This window comes from Limnohabitans planktonicus II-D5, assembly GCF_001270065.2.
GTDB classification, from domain to species: Bacteria; Pseudomonadota; Gammaproteobacteria; order Burkholderiales; family Burkholderiaceae_C; genus Limnohabitans_A; species Limnohabitans_A planktonicus.
This window is the reverse complement of the sequence record NZ_LFYT02000001.1, coordinates 1-18,979: the sequence shown is the minus strand read 5'-3', so window position 1 is coordinate 18,979 and position 18,979 is coordinate 1. Positions and strand designations below refer to the sequence as shown.

Annotated in this window: 16 protein-coding genes; 3 read left to right on the top strand and 13 right to left on the bottom strand. The window is 57.7% G+C overall.

Going from position 1 to position 18,979, the window contains the following annotated elements:
• Positions 1–6: 6 nt before the first annotated feature.
• From H663_RS05460 to H663_RS03060, 9 genes are all read right to left on the bottom strand, one after another.
• Positions 7–756, bottom strand: a complete 750-nt coding sequence (locus H663_RS05460) for an SDR family oxidoreductase (RefSeq protein ID WP_053169805.1) — start codon at positions 754–756, stop codon at positions 7–9.
• A gap of 35 nt (positions 757–791) precedes the next feature.
• Positions 792–1,835, bottom strand: a complete 1,044-nt coding sequence (locus H663_RS05290; protein WP_053169804.1) for an L-idonate 5-dehydrogenase — start codon at positions 1,833–1,835, stop codon at positions 792–794.
• Between the two features lie 201 nt (positions 1,836–2,036).
• The gene (locus H663_RS05025) at positions 2,037–2,819 is read right to left on the bottom strand and encodes a glucose 1-dehydrogenase (RefSeq protein ID WP_053169802.1); all 783 of its coding nucleotides are present in this window, start codon (positions 2,817–2,819) and stop codon (positions 2,037–2,039) included.
• Positions 2,801–4,084, bottom strand: coding sequence for a TRAP transporter large permease (locus H663_RS05015; protein WP_053169800.1), 1,284 nt, complete (start codon positions 4,082–4,084; stop codon positions 2,801–2,803). Before H663_RS05015 ends, H663_RS05025 begins: the two co-directional genes overlap by 19 nt.
• The gene (locus H663_RS04145; RefSeq protein ID WP_053169798.1) at positions 4,081–4,620 is read right to left on the bottom strand and encodes a TRAP transporter small permease; all 540 of its coding nucleotides are present in this window, start codon (positions 4,618–4,620) and stop codon (positions 4,081–4,083) included. The genes H663_RS05015 and H663_RS04145 overlap by 4 nt, the downstream gene beginning before the upstream one ends.
• A 53-nt stretch (positions 4,621–4,673) precedes the next feature.
• The gene (locus tag H663_RS03180; RefSeq protein ID WP_053169796.1) at positions 4,674–5,648 is read right to left on the bottom strand and encodes a TRAP transporter substrate-binding protein; all 975 of its coding nucleotides are present in this window, start codon (positions 5,646–5,648) and stop codon (positions 4,674–4,676) included.
• A 39-nt stretch (positions 5,649–5,687) separates the two neighbouring features.
• The gene (locus H663_RS03075) at positions 5,688–6,026 is read right to left on the bottom strand and encodes a hypothetical protein (protein WP_053169794.1); all 339 of its coding nucleotides are present in this window, start codon (positions 6,024–6,026) and stop codon (positions 5,688–5,690) included.
• Positions 6,027–6,045: 19 nt separating this feature from the next.
• Positions 6,046–6,570, bottom strand: a complete 525-nt coding sequence (locus H663_RS03070; protein WP_053169792.1) for a gluconokinase — start codon at positions 6,568–6,570, stop codon at positions 6,046–6,048.
• A 16-nt stretch (positions 6,571–6,586) separates the two neighbouring features.
• Positions 6,587–7,546: a 2-hydroxyacid dehydrogenase gene (locus H663_RS03060; protein ID WP_053169790.1), complete on the bottom strand. Its 960-nt coding sequence runs from the start codon at positions 7,544–7,546 to the stop codon at positions 6,587–6,589.
• A gap of 189 nt (positions 7,547–7,735) precedes the next feature.
• Here H663_RS03060 and gntR point away from each other — a divergent pair, with 189 nt between their 5' ends.
• Entirely contained in the window at positions 7,736–8,791 is a 1,056-nt protein-coding gene (gntR, locus tag H663_RS03015) for an HTH-type transcriptional regulator GntR (RefSeq protein WP_053169787.1), read from the top strand.
• Between the two features lie 261 nt (positions 8,792–9,052).
• Here gntR and H663_RS02985 read toward each other — a convergent pair whose 3' ends face one another.
• Entirely contained in the window at positions 9,053–10,045 is a 993-nt protein-coding gene (locus H663_RS02985) for a 2-hydroxyacid dehydrogenase (RefSeq protein ID WP_053169785.1), read from the bottom strand.
• 126 nt (positions 10,046–10,171) lie between these two features.
• Here H663_RS02985 and H663_RS02670 point away from each other — a divergent pair, with 126 nt between their 5' ends.
• Positions 10,172–10,555, top strand: a complete 384-nt coding sequence (locus H663_RS02670) for a cupin domain-containing protein (protein WP_053169782.1) — start codon at positions 10,172–10,174, stop codon at positions 10,553–10,555.
• 63 nt (positions 10,556–10,618) lie between these two features.
• Here the strand turns inward: H663_RS02670 and H663_RS41210 are convergent, their stop codons facing one another.
• The 3 genes from H663_RS41210 to H663_RS01110 are packed head-to-tail and all read right to left on the bottom strand — an operon-like array spanning position 10,619 to position 13,117.
• Positions 10,619–11,278, bottom strand: coding sequence for a response regulator transcription factor (locus tag H663_RS41210; RefSeq protein WP_053169780.1), 660 nt, complete (start codon positions 11,276–11,278; stop codon positions 10,619–10,621).
• On the bottom strand, positions 11,275–12,858 hold the full coding sequence (locus tag H663_RS01115; RefSeq protein WP_053169779.1) for a sensor histidine kinase: 1,584 nt from the start codon (positions 12,856–12,858) through the stop codon (positions 11,275–11,277). Before H663_RS01115 ends, H663_RS41210 begins: the two co-directional genes overlap by 4 nt.
• A complete protein-coding gene (locus tag H663_RS01110; RefSeq protein WP_165803831.1) occupies positions 12,842–13,117 on the bottom strand; it encodes a hypothetical protein in 276 nt (91 codons plus the stop codon). Before H663_RS01110 ends, H663_RS01115 begins: the two co-directional genes overlap by 17 nt.
• A gap of 690 nt (positions 13,118–13,807) precedes the next feature.
• On the opposite strand from H663_RS01110, the gene H663_RS00720 reads away from it, so the two are divergent.
• Positions 13,808–18,979, top strand: a 5,172-nt coding sequence (locus H663_RS00720; protein WP_133239928.1) for a VCBS domain-containing protein, incomplete at its 3' end; no start/stop codon positions are given.

The window sequence follows — 18,979 nt, the reverse complement described above, 5'->3', positions numbered from 1 at the left end:
TTCGATTTATCCCCGACCCACAAAAGGCATGTTGGTGGCCATCACGGTGGTGAACAAAATATTGGCTGACAAAGGCAGGCGCGACATGGTGAGGAATGTGTCGACCACGGCCGACATGTCCATGCGGGGTTCGGCCTTGATGGTGCCATCGGCCTGGGGCACGCCCTTGGCCATGCGCTCGGTCATGTCCGAGGCCACGTTGCCGATGTCGATCTGGCCCACAGCGATGCTGAAGGCGCGGCCGTCCAGCGATGCGGCGCGGGTCAGGCCCGAGATGGCGTGCTTGGTGGCGGTGTAGGCAATCGAGCCATAACGTGGCACATGGGCCGAGATCGAACCGTTGTTGATGATGCGGCCGCCTTGCGGGCTTTGCTCTTGCATCAGCTTGAAGGCGTGTGACAGGCAATAGAACGCGCCGTTCAGGTTCACGTCCACCATGCGGCGCCAGTCATCACCCGTGATGTCGCCGGGCAAGGTGGTGGGCAGCGAGATGCCCGCGTTGTTGAACAACAAATCGAGGCGACCGAACTGTGCACGGACCTTGTCGAACAAGGCTTTGACCTGTTCTTCGCTGGACACGTCGGCAGACATCGCCACGCCATTGGCGGCATTCGAGCCTGCCTTGGCGATGGTGTCCTGCAGGGCTTCGGTGCGGCGACCGACCAAGACCACTTGCCAACCTTCTTGGAGCAGGCCAAGGGCGCAGGCTTGGCCAATACCGGAGCTGGCACCGGTGACGAGGGCAACTTTTTTCATCAGAATGTCTTTCAGAGTTTCAGGATGTGGGATGTTCAGGCAGCGTCTGCGAAAGCGATTTGCACCTTCAGAGACTGGCTCTTGTCGGCCGCCAGGTCAAAGGCTTCGATGGCGCGCTCCACGGGCAAGATGCCGGTGATCACTGGTTTGCCATTGACCAGGCCTTCGTTCAAAAAGCGCACGGCGGTGGCAAATTCGGCGTGGAAGCGGAAGGTGCCGCGCAAGTCCACTTCTTTGGCCACGACCTGCGTCATCGGCAGGCTGATGTCGCCGCCCATGCCCACGGTGATCAGCACGCCACGCGGCACGATGGTGTCCAGTCCCACGCGCAAAGCGGCTTCGCTGCCCGAGGCCTCGAACACCACGTCAAACTGGCCCTTGTCCACTTTGTATTTGTCCAAGGCGGCTGCATCGGACTTGAGGTTGATGGTCTCGTCTGCGCCCATTTCCTTGGCGCACTTCAGGGGCAAATCGGCGATGTCGGCGGCCACGATGCGGGCCGCACCGGCCCGGCGCAAAGCGCCAATCAGCAGCGAGCCAATCGGGCCGCAACCGGTCACCAGCACCTGTTTGCCCAGCACACTGCCTGCGCGTTGGATGGCGTGCAGGCCCACTGACAAAGGCTCGGCCAAAGCGGCTTCAGACAGACTCAGGTGGTCGGCAATCGGGTGGGCCTGGTAGCCCTCGATGATGATTTGCTCGCTGAATGCGCCCTGGATGTGGGGGAAGGGCATGGCGCTGCCGTAAAAACGCATGTTCAGGCAATGGTTGTGCTGGCCTGCCTGGCAAAAGCGGCAGTGGCCGCAAGGGCGAGAAGGCGAGATGGCGATGCGCTGGCCTTTGGCGATGCCGCTGGCTTGGCTGCCCAATCCATCCACCACGCCAGATACTTCGTGTCCCAGCGCAATGGGCTGCTTGATGCGCACGGTGCCAAAGCCGCCGTGCTGGTAGTAATGCAAATCAGAGCCGCAAATGCCGCCATAGGCCACATTCACGCGCAGTTGGTGTTCGCCCAAAGCGGGCAGTTCGGTGTTTTCAATGCGCAGGTCTTTGGCCGAATGGCAGACAACAGATTTCATGGTGAGGTCTCTTTTGAAAAAATAGGTTGAATCGTATGGTCCGGCACGCTGAAGTTTGAAATGTGTGAAACAAGTCATCTCGTAGGTCGGCACTCGCAGAGTCCGACATGATGGGTTTCGCCGCAGGCCCATGTCGGGGTCTTGGACCGCCGACCTGCAACATCTTTGAGCATTGAATACTTCACAGAGCCGGATCAATCGTTAGAGGGTGGCGGTCACGCCGCCGTCCACATACAAAATATGGCCGTTCACAAAGCGTGAAGCGTCACTGGCCAAAAAGACGGCCGCGCCGCCCAGGTCCTGCACATCGCCCCAGCGGCGGCTGGGTGTGCGTCCGACCAGCCAGCTGCTGAAGGCCGGGTCATCCACCAGCTTTTGGTTCAGCTCGGTCTTGAAGTAGCCGGGGCCAATGCCGTTGACGTTGATGCCGAACTGGCCCCAGTCGATGGCCATGCCTTTGGTCAGCATCTTCACCGCGCCCTTGGTGGCGGTGTAGGGTGCAATGCCGGGGCGGCCCAGCTCACTTTGCACCGAGCAGATGTTGATGATCTTGCCGCGCCCACGCGGGATCATCTTTTTGGCCACCGCCTGGCCCACGAAGTACACGCTGTCCAGGTTGGTCTTCATGATGGTGTGCCAATCGCTGTCGGCATACTCGTGCAACGGACCGCGAATCTGCATGCCTGCGTTGTTGATAAGGATGTCAATCGGGCCTTCAGCCTCGATCTGCTCGACAGCAGCACGTACGCTGTCGGCATCGGTCACGTCAAACACCGAGGTGCTGACCGATAAATTTTGTGCCTTCAAGGTGTGCGCAGCGGCCTCTACCTTGCTGGCCGTGCGGCCATTCAGGATGACATGCGCGCCAGCTTGCGCCAGGGCTTCGGCCAGTGCCAAGCCGATGCCTGCAGAAGAGCCTGTGATCAGGGCGCGGCGGCCCGAGAGTTGAAAAGAGTCCAGAACATTCATCGCATCAATAACCATTTAAGAGGAACCATCACCAAGCTTGGAAAGGCAATGAGCGAACCCATCACCACCACCTGGGATATCAAGAAAGGCATGACACCACGGATGACGTCATGCATCGGAATGCGGCCTACGCCGCAGACCACGTTCAGCACCGTACCGACCGGCGGTGTGAGCAGACCGATGGCGTTGTTCATGATGAACAGCACGCCAAAGTAGACCGGATCAATGCCTGCTTCGCGCACCAAAGGCATGAGCACGGGCGTGAGGATCAGCACCGTGGGCGCAAAGTCCAGCGCCGTGCCCACAATCATCACCAGCAGCATCAGCATGACCATCAGCAGAGTTTTGTTGTCAATAAACGGCCGCAAAATTTCGACAATCTGCGCCGGAATATTGGCCACCGTGATCAGCCAGGCCGACACCAGCGCGGCCGCTACCAAAAACATGACGACCGAAGAAGTTTTGGCGGCCGCCAAAATGATGCCGTACAGATCCTTGAACTTAATTTCGCGGTAGATAAACAGACCCACGAACAAGGAATACACCACCGCCACCACCGCCGCCTCGGTGGGGGTGAAGACGCCCATCTTCATGCCGCCGATGATGGTGATGGCCAGCAGGTAAGACCAAAACGCGTTGATGGTCACCGAGATGCGTTCTTTGAACGGCACTTTTTCGGCCACCTCCACCTTGTCCTTGCGGGCCACGATCCACCAGGTCACGATCAGGGCAAAACCCATCATGAGTCCCGGAAAAATGCCCGCCATGAAAAGCTTGGAAATCGACACGCCGCCGATCACGCCAAACAAAATGAAGCCAATCGACGGGGGGATCACTGGCGCGATGATGCCGCCCGCGGCAATCAGGCCCGCCGAGCGGTCCATGCGGTAACCGGCTTTGCGCATCATGGGCAGCAAGACGGCGGCCAGCGCTGCCGTGTCGGCCACGGCCGAGCCCGACAAGCTGGCCATGACGATGGCCGCGAACACCGCCACATAACCCAGGCCGCCACGAAAGTGCCCGACCCACACCATGGCCGAGTTAACGATGCGTCGGCTCATGCCGCCCGCGTTCATCAGCTCACCGGCCAACATGAAAAAGGGCACGGCCATCAGCGGAAAGTTGTCAGCGCCGTTGATCAGGTTCTGCGACACGATCTGGGTGTCGAAGTTGTCCAGGTGCAGCATCAAGGCCACACCCGAGACCAGCAGCGAAAACGCCAGTGGCATGCCCAGCGCCATGGCAGCCAGCAGCGACACAATGAACACAATGACGGTCATTTGGTGGCCCCTTGGGTGTGGGCGATCGCGACCTCTTCGGAGTCTTGCACCTGGATCAAATCGGTTTCCTCAAAGTTGCCTTTGGCCAGCTGCACCAGCTTGCCCAGAATCATCAGCCCCATGGCCACGCTGGTGATGTAGCCCACGCCGTACACCCAGCTCATGGGGATTTCGGTCACGGCCGAGCGCGTGCTGGCGTTGATGCCGTGTTGCTTCAAGGTGCCGTAAAACATGAGGGCGCAGCAGCCCAGCATCAGCACATTGGAAACAGCGAAGGCGATTTTTTTGCCGCGAAGGCTGAGCTTGCGCACGATGGAGTCCAGACCCAAGTGGCCGTTTTCGCGCATGGTGACAATGGCGCCCAAAAAAGTGATCCAGATGAACAAAAACCGTGACAACTCTTCCGAGCTGATGATGCCGTCGTTGAAGCCGTAGCGCAGCACCACGTTGCCAAACACCATGATGACCATGGCCGACAACATGATGACCAGCGTGAGCTCTGCCAGCTTGAAGAAAAGGTCGTTGATTTTTTTCATGGTGCCATCAAAAAAGCCCCCTCCAAAGAGGGGGCGTGTTATCGGTCAAATCATCACTTGGTGTCTTCGATGGCCTTGAGCAAAGCTGGGCCGTTTTTCTCACCAAAAGTCTTGGCAATCTCGGCCGACACGATCTTCTGGAAGGGGGCCATGTCGACGTTCTCGATCACCTGCATGCCCGACTTCTTCAAGTCGGCCACCACTTTGCCCGCGTTGGACGCGTTCAGGCTGCGTTGGAAGCTGGCGGCTTCCCGTGCCGAATCCACCATCACTTTTTGGTAATTGGCGGGCAGGCTGTCGAACTTGGCCTTGTTCATGGCCACGACCAGGGGTGAGTACACGTGGTTGCTCACCGTCAGGTGCTTTTGCACTTCGTAGAACTTGGACGACCAGGTCACGTTGATCGGATGCTCTTGGGCGTCAAAGGTGCCGGTTTCCAGGGCGGTGTACAGCTCGGCAATCGGCATGGGCGAAGGGTTCATGCCCAGCAGGCGGAAGGCCTGGATGTGGTACGGGTTGGGTGTGGAGCGGATCTTCAAGCCCTTGAGGTCATCGGGCTTGTTCACGGGACGTTTGTTGTTGGTGAAAGCGCGCCAGCCGTTTTCCCAATAGGCCAGGCCCTTCAAGCCGTGCGGGGACAATTCGTTGAGCACGCCCGTGCCCACCGCACCGTCGAGCACGTTGTAGGCGTGTTGCGCGCTGCGGAACACAAAGGGCAGTTCCATCGCGGCGGTGTTGGGCACGATGCCGTTGAAGTTGGAGGCACCGCTGGAGACGATGTCGATCGTGCCGCCGCGTGTGCCGTTGATCATGGCCGCGTCGTTGCCCAGCTGGTTGGCCGGGAACACGGTGATCTCGACATCACCGTTGGTGCGTTGCTTGACCAGCTCGGCCAATTTGAGGGCGGCGGCGTGCTGGCCGTCGGTGGCGTTGACCGCGTGGCCCATTTTGAGGTTGAACTTGGCAGCGTAAGCGCTGGAGCCGACGGCGGCGACCAGGCAGGCGAGCAGGATGCGGGAAAGTTTCATGGTTTGTCTCCGGGTTGAAGTAAAGGACTGTCGCGAAACTCAATCGGTGGGCAGCGCGTATTCATCTGCGCTGAAAACGGTGTGAAACACGGTGCCATCGAACATGGCGATCATGTCCTTGGACACTTCTTTGCTCTTCATGCGCACCTCTGAGGCCAGGGCGATCTCGATCGCCTCGCGGCTGGGGTAGCGCACCGACAGCACCATGCCAAAGTGCGGGTCATTCACGTCGCTTTCGACCTGGCGCAACACACGCACTTCTTGCGCGCCCGGAAAACGGGTCCACAGGGGCACCAGATTTTCGCGGATGTAGCGGTTGAAGGCGTCCTCCATGCCGGGTTTGACTTGGCCTTGGAAAAATGCGCAGCGGATGAACATGAGGGGGCTTTCTTACAACTCAGAGGGCAGGGTGCAGGCGAGCCTGCAAAGCCTGAAGCGCTTGCTGGACCATGTCCTGCACCGACTCGGTGATGGGCAGGCGGATGACATCGACCTCATCGGCCTGGGGTTTTTCCAGGGTCCGGAACTGGCTGTCCAGCAAGCCGGGCTGCATGTAATGGCCAACACGCTGCTGCATCCGTTGTTGGATCAAATCGAATTCGCCATCCAGAAATACAAAACACACATCGCCTGCTTGTTCGCGGATGCGGTCGCGGTACACGCGCTTGAGCGCCGAGCAGGCCACAACGCGGCCTTGGGCAGCGGGCTGGGACAGGTAAGCGCCTATGCGGTCCAGCCAGGGCCAGCGGTCGTCGTCTTGCAGGGCAATGCCCGCACGCATTTTGGCCACGCTTTCAGGCAGGTGCAGGTCATCACCGTCCACCATGTCGAGACCCAGGCGCTCGCCCAGGGCGGCGGCCATGGTCGACTTGCCGCAACCGGACACCCCCATGACGATCAGGCGAAATGGCATGTTGCTCATGTTGGGATGCCGCCGCTCACTTCACCATGCTCATGCACTCGGGCACGGGCGTGCGCAAGGGCTGGCCTGAAATACCGGCCTGCATGTTGGCAAAAGCCAGATCGGCCATGGCTTGGCGCGTTTCGGTGGTGGCGCTGGCCATGTGGGGTGTGATCACCACCTTGTTCATGGTCCAGAGCACCTCGGGCACATGGGGCTCGTTGGCAAACACATCCAGACCCGCGCCTGCGATGGTGCCGTTTTGCAGGGCCGCGATCAGCGCCTCTTCATCGACCACGCTGCCACGCGCCACGTTGATCAAAAAGCCGCGTGGGCCCAGGGCCTTGAGCACTTCAGCGTTGATCAGGTGCTTGGTGCCTGCGCCCCCTGGCGTGATGACCACCAGAAAATCCACGTTCGCGGCCAGCTCGGCAGCAGAGGGGAAAAATTTGAAACCGGAATCGGCCTTTTCGGTGCGGGCGGTGTAGGCAATCGACATGCCAAAACCCTTGGCGCGTTGGGCAATGGCCTTGCCAATGCGCCCCAAACCCACAATACCCAAGCGGGCCCCCGAGACCTTGCGGCCCAAAGCCATGGGGCCGCTGGGCCACTGGCCTGCCCGCACAAACTGATCGGCCTGGGGGATGGTGCGGCCTACCGACAGCACCAAGCCCATGGCCAGATCGGCCACGTCGTCGGTCAACACATCGGGGGTGTGGGTGACGGGGATGCCGTGTTCGATGGCAGCCGCCACATCCACGCCGTCGTAGCCCACGCCAAATACCGACACCACTTTGGCGTTCGTCACTTGCGCCAGCAGGCTGCGGGGCACGCTGGCTTCGCCAGTCCCTGCCACGCCCACGATGCGCGGGGCCAAGGCTGCGAAGGCGGTGGGGTCGGTGATGTGGGTGCGGTCGTGCACGGTGTAGACCGATTCCAGCGCTTGTTGATAGAAGGGGTGGAGTTTGGCTACAGCCAGAACATCGGGTTTGGACACGTCAATTATTCCAGTCAGAAATCAGTATCGGACAGCGCTGTCCGAAGAGGTAAAAAAATTTTAGAACGAAAATATGATTATTTCGCTTGCGGATCAGGGTTTTCCACGCATCTTCAAAATCTTTGTGAAAAACTTTGGGATAGCGCTATCCTATAGATGTCCAACTCGAATTCTTCTCCGGATTAACCCTTGCCCAACGCCCCCATTCCCGCCAAAACAGCCTTGAAAAGCCACCGATCCACTGGCCGCATCACGCTCAGCGATGTGGCCCGCGCCGCTGGCGTCAGTCCCAGCACCGTCTCACGGGCCTTGCGTGGTGAAAGGGCGGTTGACCCAGCTCTGATCGAGCGGGTGCAGGCGGTGTCCGACAAACTCGGTTACGTGCCCGACCCGGCGGCCCGGGCGCTGGCTTCGCAGCGCAGCAACCATGTGGCCATCCTGATCCCGCTCCTGTCCAATGCTTTGTTTGTGGATTTGCTGGACTCGGCCCAAAAAACCCTGCGGGCAGGGGGCTACCAGACGCTGATGGGCGTGACCCATTACGACTCCAGTGAAGAAGAGCAACTGCTGCGCGAGCAACTGCTGCATCGCCCGGCAGGTCTTTTGGTGACAGGCCTGGACCACAACCCGGCCACCCGCAAACTCATGCACAGCAGCCAGGTGCCCTGTGTGCACCTGATGGACCTGCCTGCGGCACAGCGCGAAGACGCGCCATATTGCGTGGGCTTTCGTCAGACCGATGCAGGCGCAGCCATGACGCGCCACCTGCTGGCGCAAGGCCGCAAGCGCATCGCATTTGCCGCGGCGCAATTGGACCCACGCGTGATGCAGCGCCTGTTCGGTTGGCGCAGCGCCTTGCAAGAGGCGGGCGTTTACGAGCCCACGCTCGAGTTTTTGAACCCCGCGCCATCGTCCTTGGCCTTGGGTGGCATCTTGTTCGAGCAAATCATGCAGCAGCGCCCGGCGGTGGATGCGGTCTTTTTTTGCAACGATGACTTGGCGCAAGGTGCCCTGATGGCCGCTTTGCGCCTGGGCGTTTCGGTGCCCGCGCAGGTGGCGATTGCGGGCTTCAATGACCTCACTGGCAGCGATCAGATGCTGCCCCCCTTGACCACTGTGCGAACGCCACGTGCGCGCATTGGCGAGGCTGCAGCGCAGATGCTGCTGAGCCTGATGCGAGGCGAAACACCACCCGTGCCGCAGTTGGATTTGGGCTTTGAGATCGTGCAGCGCCAGAGCAGTTGAAACGGGTTTTTGCTTATTGATCCGGCACGTTGAAGTTTGAAATATGTGAGAAATGTCATCTCGCAGGTCGCCAATCGCAGGGGCCGACATGATGGGTTTTGCCACAGGCCCATGTCGGGGTCTTCGAGCGCCGACCTACAACTTCTTTGATCATTGAAAATTTCATGGGGCCGAATCCATAACTTGTGGGAGCCCCGCCCTCGGAGCGATGGGGGGCTGCGGACGCTCAATCGCGGCGAGGGCGCCACTCTTACCAGGGGGTCAGGTCAGCGGCCCGCGCACCACGTTGATCAATGCTTCGCCCTGGCTCAAGCGTCGAATGTTGTCGGCCAATGTCTCTTGACGGCGGCGCACTGTGCCGGTGGTCCAGCCTGACATGTGGGGCGTCATCAGCACGTTGTCCAGCGATGCGAAATCAAACTGCGATGGCGCGCACTCGGGTTGCGTGGGGGTGGGGTACTGGTACCAGGTGTCGATCACCGCGCCGCCAATCTGATGGTTTTTGAGGGCTTGGTACAAGGCCTTTTCATCGATCACCGCACCCCGGCCCACATTCAGCAGCATCGCATCCGGCCGCATGGCTGCTATTGCGGGCGCATCGACCAGACCTTGCGTGTTGTCGGTCAAGGGCAGACACACCACCACGGCATCGCAACTGCCCATGAAGTCCTGCAGGGCGTCCAGGGTCCAGCTGCGGTCCACCACCGGATGGCTGATGGGGCTGCGGTTGGCCACAAGCACCTGCATGCCCATGGCTTTGGCGCGTTGTGCCAAGGTCTGTGCAATGTGGCCAAATCCCAACAGGCCCAAAGTTTGCGTGCCCAGTTCGGTGCGCAAAGCCGATGGGCGACCGGCCCAATAGGTCCAGCGTTGCTCACGCAAATCCTGATCGGCGCGTGCCAGGGGCACATGGCGCATCAGCAGTGCGGCGATCACGTATTCGGCGATCGCGTTTTCGTGGCCAAAGCAATTGGCCAACGTGCATGCGGGGGGTAGGAAGGCGATGTTGACAGCATCGGTGCCTGCCGCAGGGGCATGAAACAAGCGGGCCTTCAGCGGTCTGGGCATGCTGTCGTTGAGTTGGATGCCGATCACCACATCGGCGCTTTCGTAATGCTCGCGTTCACCGGCCTGATCGAGTGCGTCGCTCAGGTCCAGCAACTGGTGTGCGGGGTCAATCAGGGTCTCAAAGTCGTGACGAAAATTGGCCGCATTCTGGCCGTGAAAGACGATTTTCAAAGACGGGATGCTCATATTGCCTCGTGTGGGTTGGAAGGGTGCATGGCCATATCTGAGTCGAAGACCACTATGCCAGAAGCGCCTTGCGCGGCTGTTGACTCGGCGACAATCGGGCTTTGCAGCTTTCTTGAAATCCTTGCCATGAGCACCCTGAAAAAAGTCATTTTGTTCACCGACACCGACGGACGTGCGCGGTTTCGCGATGAAACGGTCGAGTTGACCGAAGGCACGCCCCAAAGCCAGTTGTCGCCTTTGTTGCCCAGCGGTGGCTACCAATTGCGTCAAAGTCCTGTGGGTTTTCAAAGCAGCTTTCATTGCACCGGTGCTACGCAATGGCTGTTTGTGCTCAGCGGGCAGATGGAAATCTTGTTGCAAGACGGCAGTTCACGCATCTTTGGCCCGGGGGAATTTTTCTATTCGAGTGACACTTTGCCCGAAGGTGCCACGTTTGATCCGGCCATTCACGGCCACTGGAGCCGTCAGCTCGGCCCCGACCCACTGGTGACCTTGTTTGTTCGCGACTGAATGACGTAGACGTTTTCAGGTCGGCACTGCAGCGCTTATTGGTGCAGATGCGTCAGTCAGGTCTCAATGAGGCTGCGTCATGGGGAATGGTGTCATTCCACCCAGCAGCTTGAAGCGTTCCTGGATTTGGGCCAGTTCCAGGGCGGAGGATTTGCCCATTTTTTTCAAAATGTTGGCGCGATGGGTTTCGATCGTGCGCACGCTGTTTTCCATCACTTCGGCAATTTCGCGATTGGTCTGGTTGTTCAGGATGCGGGCAAACACCTGGCTCTCGTGATGTGTCAATGACAGGAGCCTGGCCAGGTGCTCGCGCTTGAACACCTGGTCAGCAACCCTCGAATTGGACAGTTGCATGGCAGCTTGCACTTTTTCAAGCAGTCGCATGGGATCAAATGGCTTGGTCACATAGTCAAATGCCCCGGCCTTCATCAAAGTCACGGCCATCGACAAGTCTCCATGGCCTGTCATGAAGATCACGGGCCATGGAAAATTTTGACTTTGCATGAGCGCAAAAAGCTCGGAGCCCGTCATGTCTGGCATGCGTATGTCCATCAGCACGCATCCCTGTTCCTGAAACGTAGAGGAGAGGTCTGGATAGATTTTGATGAATTGCGTGGGTGACTCGAAGCAACGCACACTTTCTGCGCCTGCCGAGGTCAGCAGCACCTTCAGACTTTGGGCCAATTCGGCATCGTCTTCAATGACAAAAATATGAGCCTTCATGTGGGTTGCGCCTGTTGGGTGGTGTCGCTGAGCAATGGCAAACTGATCATGAAGCCAACGCCTCTGGGGCTGTTGTTTTTCAGGGTCAGCCGACCATTCAGCCGTTCGATGACCGAGCGGCATAGCTTGAGCCCAATGCCCAGCCCCTGGGCTTTGGTGGTAAAAAAGGAGTCAAAAATCCGAGGCACATTTTCGGGCTGAATGCCCGGGCCATTGTCCGCAACTTGAATGTGCAACATCTCCTGGTCACCTGTGACCTGGATGCGAATGCGCTTGCTGCTGTGTGTGATGCTGTCGAGTGCCTGAATGCTGTTTTTCACCAGATTCAAGATGACTTGCTCAAACAAAATCGGGTTAAGCAGTGTTCGCCATTGCGCATCACACTGAATGTGCAGTGCCACCTGGTGCTGTGAGCACAGCCATAGCAAGTGTGGCTCCATCCGAAAAAACAGGGCTTGTAAATTTACTTCAGCGACATCCATGGGGCCCGGTTGTGTCATGCCACGCACGGCCACCAGGACTTGCGCTGCGCGCTGGCTTTGTTCCTGGATTTTTTGCAGCAAGGGCAGCACGGGGCTTTGCGCGTCATGGCGCTGCAGCTGCAACTGACCCGCGACGGCGTAATTGGCAATCGATGTGAGGGGTTGGTTGATTTCGTGGGCCAGGCTGGCCGACATTTCACCCAGCATGCTCAGGCGACTTTGTTGGTCCAACAAGCGCGATTGTTTTTGTAATTGGGCTTCTGTCTTTTGTCGAAGCTGGAAATCCCGCCAGTGCAAAAAAAACAACACAATAACCATCAACGTGACAACAAAAAAAGCCGGGCGCAGGGCTGACAGTATGCCCAGCATCGGATCGGCGGATTGAAATTGCAAAGACCACAGACCTTCCCATTCCGGAAAATTCAGGATGTAGCGGGAAACATCCAAGAAGTTTTGGGTCTGATAGGGCACCACTTCGACGGTCAGCAATGTTTCCTTGTTTTCGCCGGTCACCTGTGTCCAAGGCTGTGTATCGAGGGTCAACACATAAGCCACTGGCGATGGCCCGTCATGCGGTATGAACAAATCAACCACCTGTTGGTCGTGCTGCTTGTACAGGGCGCTGTAAGTGGGGGTTTGCAGCTCCAGGGCGTGAGCCAGTGAGATGCGATTGAGCGGTTTGAATGTGGTTGGATCATGGGCGTCCCCCTCTTGTCGCGTGAACGACTTGAGCACATGCCCATTGGCATCAAGCAGTTGCACACGCAGAACATGGGATGAATTCTTGAGCCATTGGCGAGCGATGGGCTCAAAATCGTCTCGCGGACTGTCCGTTGCCGACACGGCTCTGTCGTAGTGGGTTTGTGCGGCGTCAAGTCGCGCTGACAACTGCTGCGCATATTGCAAAGCACTTTGATGGGTTTTGCTTTGCATCGCGTTGGTGATGGCTTTTTCGACCCACCAAGGCGTGGTGATCAGCATGATCAAACTCAAAATGGCCAGCCAAAGACCACCGGAACGTGCCATCCAGTTGTTCGCTGCATGGCGAATGCTGTTCCACAAATTGTGCCCAGCCAAATGTTCAATGGGCGGGAACATGGCTCAGCGTGGACTTGAACACGGCGGGAGACTTCATCACGGTGGGCCACAGGAAGGTGGATTCGGTCTCCCACAACTTCGAAGTGAAGCCCTGGCGCGCGCAGCCTTGGTCTTCCAGCTTGGCGAACTGCTCATACAAGTGAAGTCGCTGGTGGGCATCGGCCGTCAAGCGTTGCATATCGCGTGAAGCCAGATTGAATTTCAGACTGTCAAAGCGGTAGCCCTCGCACAGGGCAGCCAGGGGCCCCAATTGAGGCATGTATTGGCAGTAACCGTTCTTGCTGATACGAGAGTATTGAGAAAAATTTTTCGCTGTCGTTAGAAGAAGCGCTTGCACGTCAGTCAGTTCGGATTTTGCTTTGGCCAATGGTTGCCTCAGCTCTTCGGATGCCTGTTTGGACGCAGGAGGGGGCTGTGCAGTGCCATAGGTGCACAGACGCTGTAATTTGTTGAAGCCGTTTTGAAGCTCTTGCGTCGCCTGCGATGCAGCCTGAACGTGCTGACTGAATCGAGCGCTGTCTTCGTTGTTCGCACCCACCAACGACGAAGCCTGAGATTTCAAAGGAGGTAGAGCTTCGGAGCTGGCCGCCCATGCAGTCGAGATGACCCCCCCGCTTGTCAGCATAAAGGCTGTCATTGCCAAAAAATCAAAGGGTCGTAGTGCCATGTTGTCAGTATATTGGGTGCAAATAGCTATTTGTTGATTTGATAGAAATCTTTGTCGTTTTTTGATTTTAGCAATGATATCAAGCTGAAGTCTGGTTGTTTTCTTCAGTCAGTCAAATTAAATTGATTCATTTAGTTCTAACTTTTTGGAATATTTTCACTACTTTTATCAATTTAAAATAAATTCTGCGGAAACTACTGAACTTCGTAAAGTCATGCTAATATTCGTCCAAATTCAGCAATTTCATCAAAAGTCATCATATCAACCACGGAATCAGGCACCTTGACCACACCTCAACGCTCATCTGTTTTGCAAGTCAAAACACTGCGCTCTCTGATGCAGAGAGCCAGAGCGCTATTGGGTGCCGCCAAGTCAGATGTCACACGCGCCAGCCTGCAAGTAGCACTCTTGTATGTGTTTGCGGAGCATGTCAAGGCGCAGACTGCGAATCGCGAGGCAGAAGCCACGGATGCTTCATTGGTGGACGTCGATGCAGAACTGGAGCAGTTTGACGCCACGCAAACCATTGCACAAGAAGGCCAAGAAGAACTCGACCCGGCGCAAGCTGCTGCGCTGCTGCGAGACCTGATCAATGAAGAGCTGGCCATCACCGCACAAGCCCGGGGCATTGACCCGGAGCAGCGTCTGGCACTTGAGCAAGAGCTTGAGTCCTCGCAGTCTCTTTCTGCTTCACAAAGCACCCTGCAGGCCAACGCAGGTTCAGAAGGTGCTGCCAAAGGCTTTGAATGGACTGACCTCAAGATTGGCGAAACAGGTTTTTCGCCTTTCGCGGTCATGGGTGGCGGCCTTTTGTTCAACTCCTTGTTTGCGGGTGGTGGCCCCGCAGCCATAGTGGCCAAAGCTGTTTTGTATGCCAACGGCATCGTGGCCGACGGCTACATTGCTGGAGCAACGGTCAAACTCCTTGATGCCAATGGCAATGTCATCGCATGGACAGAAACTGATCCTTTGGGGCGCTACACATTTGACGACGAATTGCTCAAACGAGCCAGCAAAGTGGTGGCATCGGGTGGTAAGGACATATCTACCAATCGTGATTTTGATATCGAATTGAGTGCCCCATCGGGTGCCACCGTCATCAATCCGCTGACCACACTGGTCCAGAGTTTCATTGAAGCCAATCCCGGCATGTCTGCGGCCAAGGCCATGCAGGCCGTGCGCACGGCCCTGGGCATTCCAGACAGCCAAGACTTGCTGACGCTCGATCCAATTGCTGCTGCCATGTCGGGCACTGCTGAGCAAAAAAGCCTGGCTTTGGCTTTGCAAATCAAAGCTGCGCAAGTGGCCAATTTGCTGATCACGGCATCGTCTGCCATGCGTGCTTCAGACCCTGGTTTGTCGCTCCAGGACGCCATGAGCAAGATCATTGGCGGATTGACCCAGCAAATCGCCAACGTTGCAAGCGGAGCGCAAAAGCCCTTTGCACTCAATGATGTGTCCATCATCTCTTCGGTGACAGGCTTGTCGGGCGATGCAGTCAGCCTGATCGCTGAAGGCAACACCTTCAGCGCTGACTCTTTGGAAGGCATTTACGAATTCCAAAAGCTCGTCCAAGATGATCTGTCGAACATCTTGAGTCTGGGCGGCACCATGTCCGCAGAGGCACTCAAGAGTCTGACGGCGCTGCTGAAGTTTGTTTCGCAAGGCAATAAAGTTGTCGACTTCAAACTTGCGCCTTTCAGCGACACCAGTCTCAATGGCTCGGCCTTGCTCACCCATGTGGCCGATCCCTCTGTTCGGATTGATTTGAAGCCACTGGCCAACACGGTCAAAGTTGGCGATACGATCCAACTGACGCAAGAAGGTCGGGCACCCACTACGGTCATCGTGACGCCCGAAGACGTAGCCCGTGGCTACGTCGACATCAAACTACCGACCTTCACGCAAGATGGTTCAGCCACCATCACGGTCACTGTCACGGATTCTCAGACTCAAAAACCCGTGGCCTCTGGTGTTGCGGCCATCACCTACGACAGCACAGTCAGTGCCATTGGCGCGCAGATTGCACCCCATACGGACCCCGTTGGAGGCGCAGGAAAACCCAATGTGATGATCACGGTCACGGGTCTCGAAGCAGGTGCTGTTTGGCAGTACAGCCTTGACAACGGGAAAACATGGAGTGCCCAGATTTCTGGCCCCTCAACGCCTGTTGCAGTGCCGCAGGGTGCATTTGTTCTGACACTGCGCCAAATCGACAGAGCGGGCAACGAGTCGGCACCATCCCAAATCAAATTTGAATACAGCGCAGGCAACTTTGCTCCCGCTTTGACAGGTGCCAAGGCGGTCCTGGTGGATGGCGTCGAAGACCGCTCCACGATCATCAAAGCTTCGGATTTGCTCAAGGGCTATTCAGACGCAGAAAACCAAAATCTCAGCATCGTCAACCTGACGGCCAAAGGCGATGCTGGTCTTGTGATTCAAGTTGTTGCCAACAATGATGGCACGTACACCCTGACGGCTCCCGCCAACTACAACGGCGCTGTTGTCCTGAGCTATGGCGTCAGTGACGGCGTGGCGGTGACCTCCGCCAGTCAACAATTGAGCATCACTGCTGTCAACGACGCAGCCGTGCTCAGTAGCGCTACAGTGACGTTGGACGAAACCAACGAAGCGCTCAGCACCAGCGGCAAGTTGACGGTCACTGACGTAGACAGTGCACAGACCTTCCAAGTGCAGACCAATGTGGCAGGCACGCATGGTAAGTTCAGCATCGACGCGCAAGGCAACTGGAGCTACTCGGCCAACACGGCTCTGAACAGCCTGAACGTGGGTGATTCGGTGAGCGACACGTTCACCGTGGCCTCGGCAGACGGCACGCAGACCAGCGTCAAAGTCACGATCAACGGCACGAACGATTCCGCAGTCCTCAGCAGCGCTGCAGTGACGCTGGACGAAACCCACGAAGCCCTCAGCACCAGCGGCAAGGTGACGGTCACCGACATTGACAGCGGCGAGACCTTCCAAGTGCAGACCAATGTGGCAGGCACGCATGGCAAGTTCAGCATCGACGCGCAGGGCAACTGGAGCTACATAGCCAACACGGCCCTGAACAGCCTGAACGTGGGTGACTCGGTGAGTGACACGTTCACCGTGGCCTCGGCAGACGGCACACAGACCAGCGTCAAAGTCACGATCAACGGCACGAATGACGCCGCAGTGCTCAGCAGCGCACTGGTGGCGCTTGAAGAAAACAACGAAGCCCTGAGCACAAACGGCACGCTGACCATCAGCGATGTGGACAGCGGCGAGACCTTCGTGGTGCAGACCAACGCAGCTGGCACGTACGGCAAGTTCAGCATCGACGCACAAGGCAACTGGAGTTACACCGCCAACACGGCCCTCGGCAGCCTGAACGTGGGTGACTCGGTGAGTGACACGTTCACCGTGGCCTCGGCAGACGGCACACAGACCAGCGTCAAAGTCACGATCAACGGCACGAACGACGCCGCAGTGCTCAGCAGCGCTGTGGAGTCCCTGGACGAAACCAACGAAGCCCTCAGCACCAGCGGCAAGTTGACGCTCACTGACGTGGACAGCGGCGAGACCTTCCAAGTGCAGACCAATGTGGCAGGCACGCATGGCAAGTTCAGCATCGACGCGCAAGGCAACTGGAGCTACATAGCCAACACGGCCCTGAACAGCCTGAACGTGGGTGACTCGGTGAGTGACACGTTCACCGTGGCATCTGCTGACGGCACACAGACCAGCGTCAAAGTCACGATCAAAGGCACCAACGACGCGGCTGTACTCAGCAGCGCTGAATTGACACTGGACGAAACCAACGCAGCCCTGAGCACAAACGGCAAGTTGACGGTCACTGACGTAGACAGTGCCGAGACTTTCAAGGCCCAGACTGATGTCGCCGGAACGCATGGCAAGTTCAGCATCGACGCACAAGGCAACTGGACTTACGTAGCCAACACCGCATTGAACAGCCTGAATGCAAGCGACTCGGTGAGCGACACGTTCCCCGTGGAATCTGCTGACGGCACAAAGACCAGCGTCAAAGTAACGATCACTGGCACCAACGACGCGGCTGTGCTCAGCAGCGCTGAAGTGACATTGGACGAAACCAACGCAGCCCTGAGCACAAACGGCAAGTTGACGGTCACTGACGTAGACAGTGCCGAGACTTTCAAAGCCCAGACTGATGTCGCCGGAACGCATGGCAAGTTCAGCATCGACGCACAAGGCAACTGGACTTACGTAGCCAACACCGCATTGAACAGCCTGAATGCAAGCGACTCGGTGAGCGACACGTTTACCGTGGAATCTGCTGATGGCACAAAGACCAGCGTCAAAGTCACGATCACTGGCACCAACGACGCGGCTGTACTCAGCAGCGCTGAAGTGACATTGGACGAGACCAACGCAGTCCTGAGCACAAACGGCAAGTTGACGGTCACTGACCTGGACAGTGCCGAGACTTTCAAGGCCCAGACTGATGTCGCCGGAACGCATGGCAAGTTCAGCATCGACGCACAAGGCAACTGGACTTACGTAGCCAACACCGCATTGAACAGCCTGAATGCAAGCGACTCGGTGAGCGACACGTTCCCCGTGGAATCTGCTGACGGCACAAAGACCAGCGTCAAAGTCACGATCACTGGCACCAACGACGCGGCTGTACTCAGCAGCGCTGAAGTGACTCTGGACGAGACCAACGCAGTCCTGAGCACCAGCGGACAGCTGACGATCAGCGACGTGGACAGCGCACAGACCTTCCAAGCGCAGACCGATGTGGTTGGAACGCATGGCAAGTTCAGCATCGACGCACAAGGCAACTGGACCTACGGAGCCAACACCGCATTGAACAGCCTGAATGCAGGCGACTCGGTGAGCGACACGTTCCCCGTGGAATCTGCTGACGGCACAAAGACCAGCGTCAAAGTCACGATCACTGGCACCAACGACGCGGCTGTACTCAGCAGCGCTGAAGTGACTCTGGACGAGACCAACGCAGTCCTGAGCACCAGCGGACAGCTGACGATCAGCGACGTGGACAGCGCACAGACCTTCCAAGCGCAGACCGATGTGGTTGGAACGCATGGCAAGTTCAGCATCGACGCACAAGGCAACTGGACCTACGTAGCCAACACCGCATTGAACAGCCTGAATGCAGGCGACTCGGTGAGCGACACGTTCCCCGTGGAATCTGCTGACGGCACAAAGACCAGCGTCAAAGTAACGATCACTGGCACCAACGACGCGGCTGTGCTCAGCAGCGCTGAAGTGACATTGGACGAAACCAACGCAGCCCTGAGCACAAACGGCAAGTTGACGGTCACTGACGTAGACAGTGCCGAGACTTTCAAGGCCCAGACTGATGTCGCCGGAACGCATGGCAAGTTCAGCATCGACGCACAAGGCAACTGGACTTACGTAGCCAACACCGCATTGAACAGCCTGAATGCAAGCGACTCGGTGAGCGAC

Bases quoted from the DNA above. Each gene is read 5' to 3' on its own strand.
- H663_RS05460 (WP_053169805.1), bottom strand. From the start codon at position 756: ATGAAAAAAGTTGCCCTCGTCACCGGTGCCAGCTCCGGTATTGGCCAA.
- H663_RS05290 (WP_053169804.1), bottom strand. From the start codon at position 1,835: ATGAAATCTGTTGTCTGCCATTCGGCCAAAGACCTGCGCATTGAAAAC.
- H663_RS05025 (WP_053169802.1), bottom strand. From the start codon at position 2,819: ATGGTTATTGATGCGATGAATGTTCTGGACTCTTTTCAACTCTCGGGC.
- H663_RS05015 (WP_053169800.1), bottom strand. From the start codon at position 4,084: ATGACCGTCATTGTGTTCATTGTGTCGCTGCTGGCTGCCATGGCGCTG.
- H663_RS04145 (WP_053169798.1), bottom strand. From the start codon at position 4,620: ATGAAAAAAATCAACGACCTTTTCTTCAAGCTGGCAGAGCTCACGCTG.
- H663_RS03180 (WP_053169796.1), bottom strand. From the start codon at position 5,648: ATGAAACTTTCCCGCATCCTGCTCGCCTGCCTGGTCGCCGCCGTCGGC.
- H663_RS03075 (WP_053169794.1), bottom strand. From the start codon at position 6,026: ATGTTCATCCGCTGCGCATTTTTCCAAGGCCAAGTCAAACCCGGCATG.
- H663_RS03070 (WP_053169792.1), bottom strand. From the start codon at position 6,570: ATGAGCAACATGCCATTTCGCCTGATCGTCATGGGGGTGTCCGGTTGC.
- H663_RS02985 (WP_053169785.1), bottom strand. From the start codon at position 10,045: ATGAGCATCCCGTCTTTGAAAATCGTCTTTCACGGCCAGAATGCGGCC.
- H663_RS02670 (WP_053169782.1), top strand. From the start codon at position 10,172: ATGAGCACCCTGAAAAAAGTCATTTTGTTCACCGACACCGACGGACGT.
- H663_RS41210 (WP_053169780.1), bottom strand. From the start codon at position 11,278: ATGAAGGCTCATATTTTTGTCATTGAAGACGATGCCGAATTGGCCCAA.
- H663_RS01115 (WP_053169779.1), bottom strand. From the start codon at position 12,858: ATGTTCCCGCCCATTGAACATTTGGCTGGGCACAATTTGTGGAACAGC.
- H663_RS01110 (WP_165803831.1), bottom strand. From the start codon at position 13,117: ATGCCTCAATTGGGGCCCCTGGCTGCCCTGTGCGAGGGCTACCGCTTT.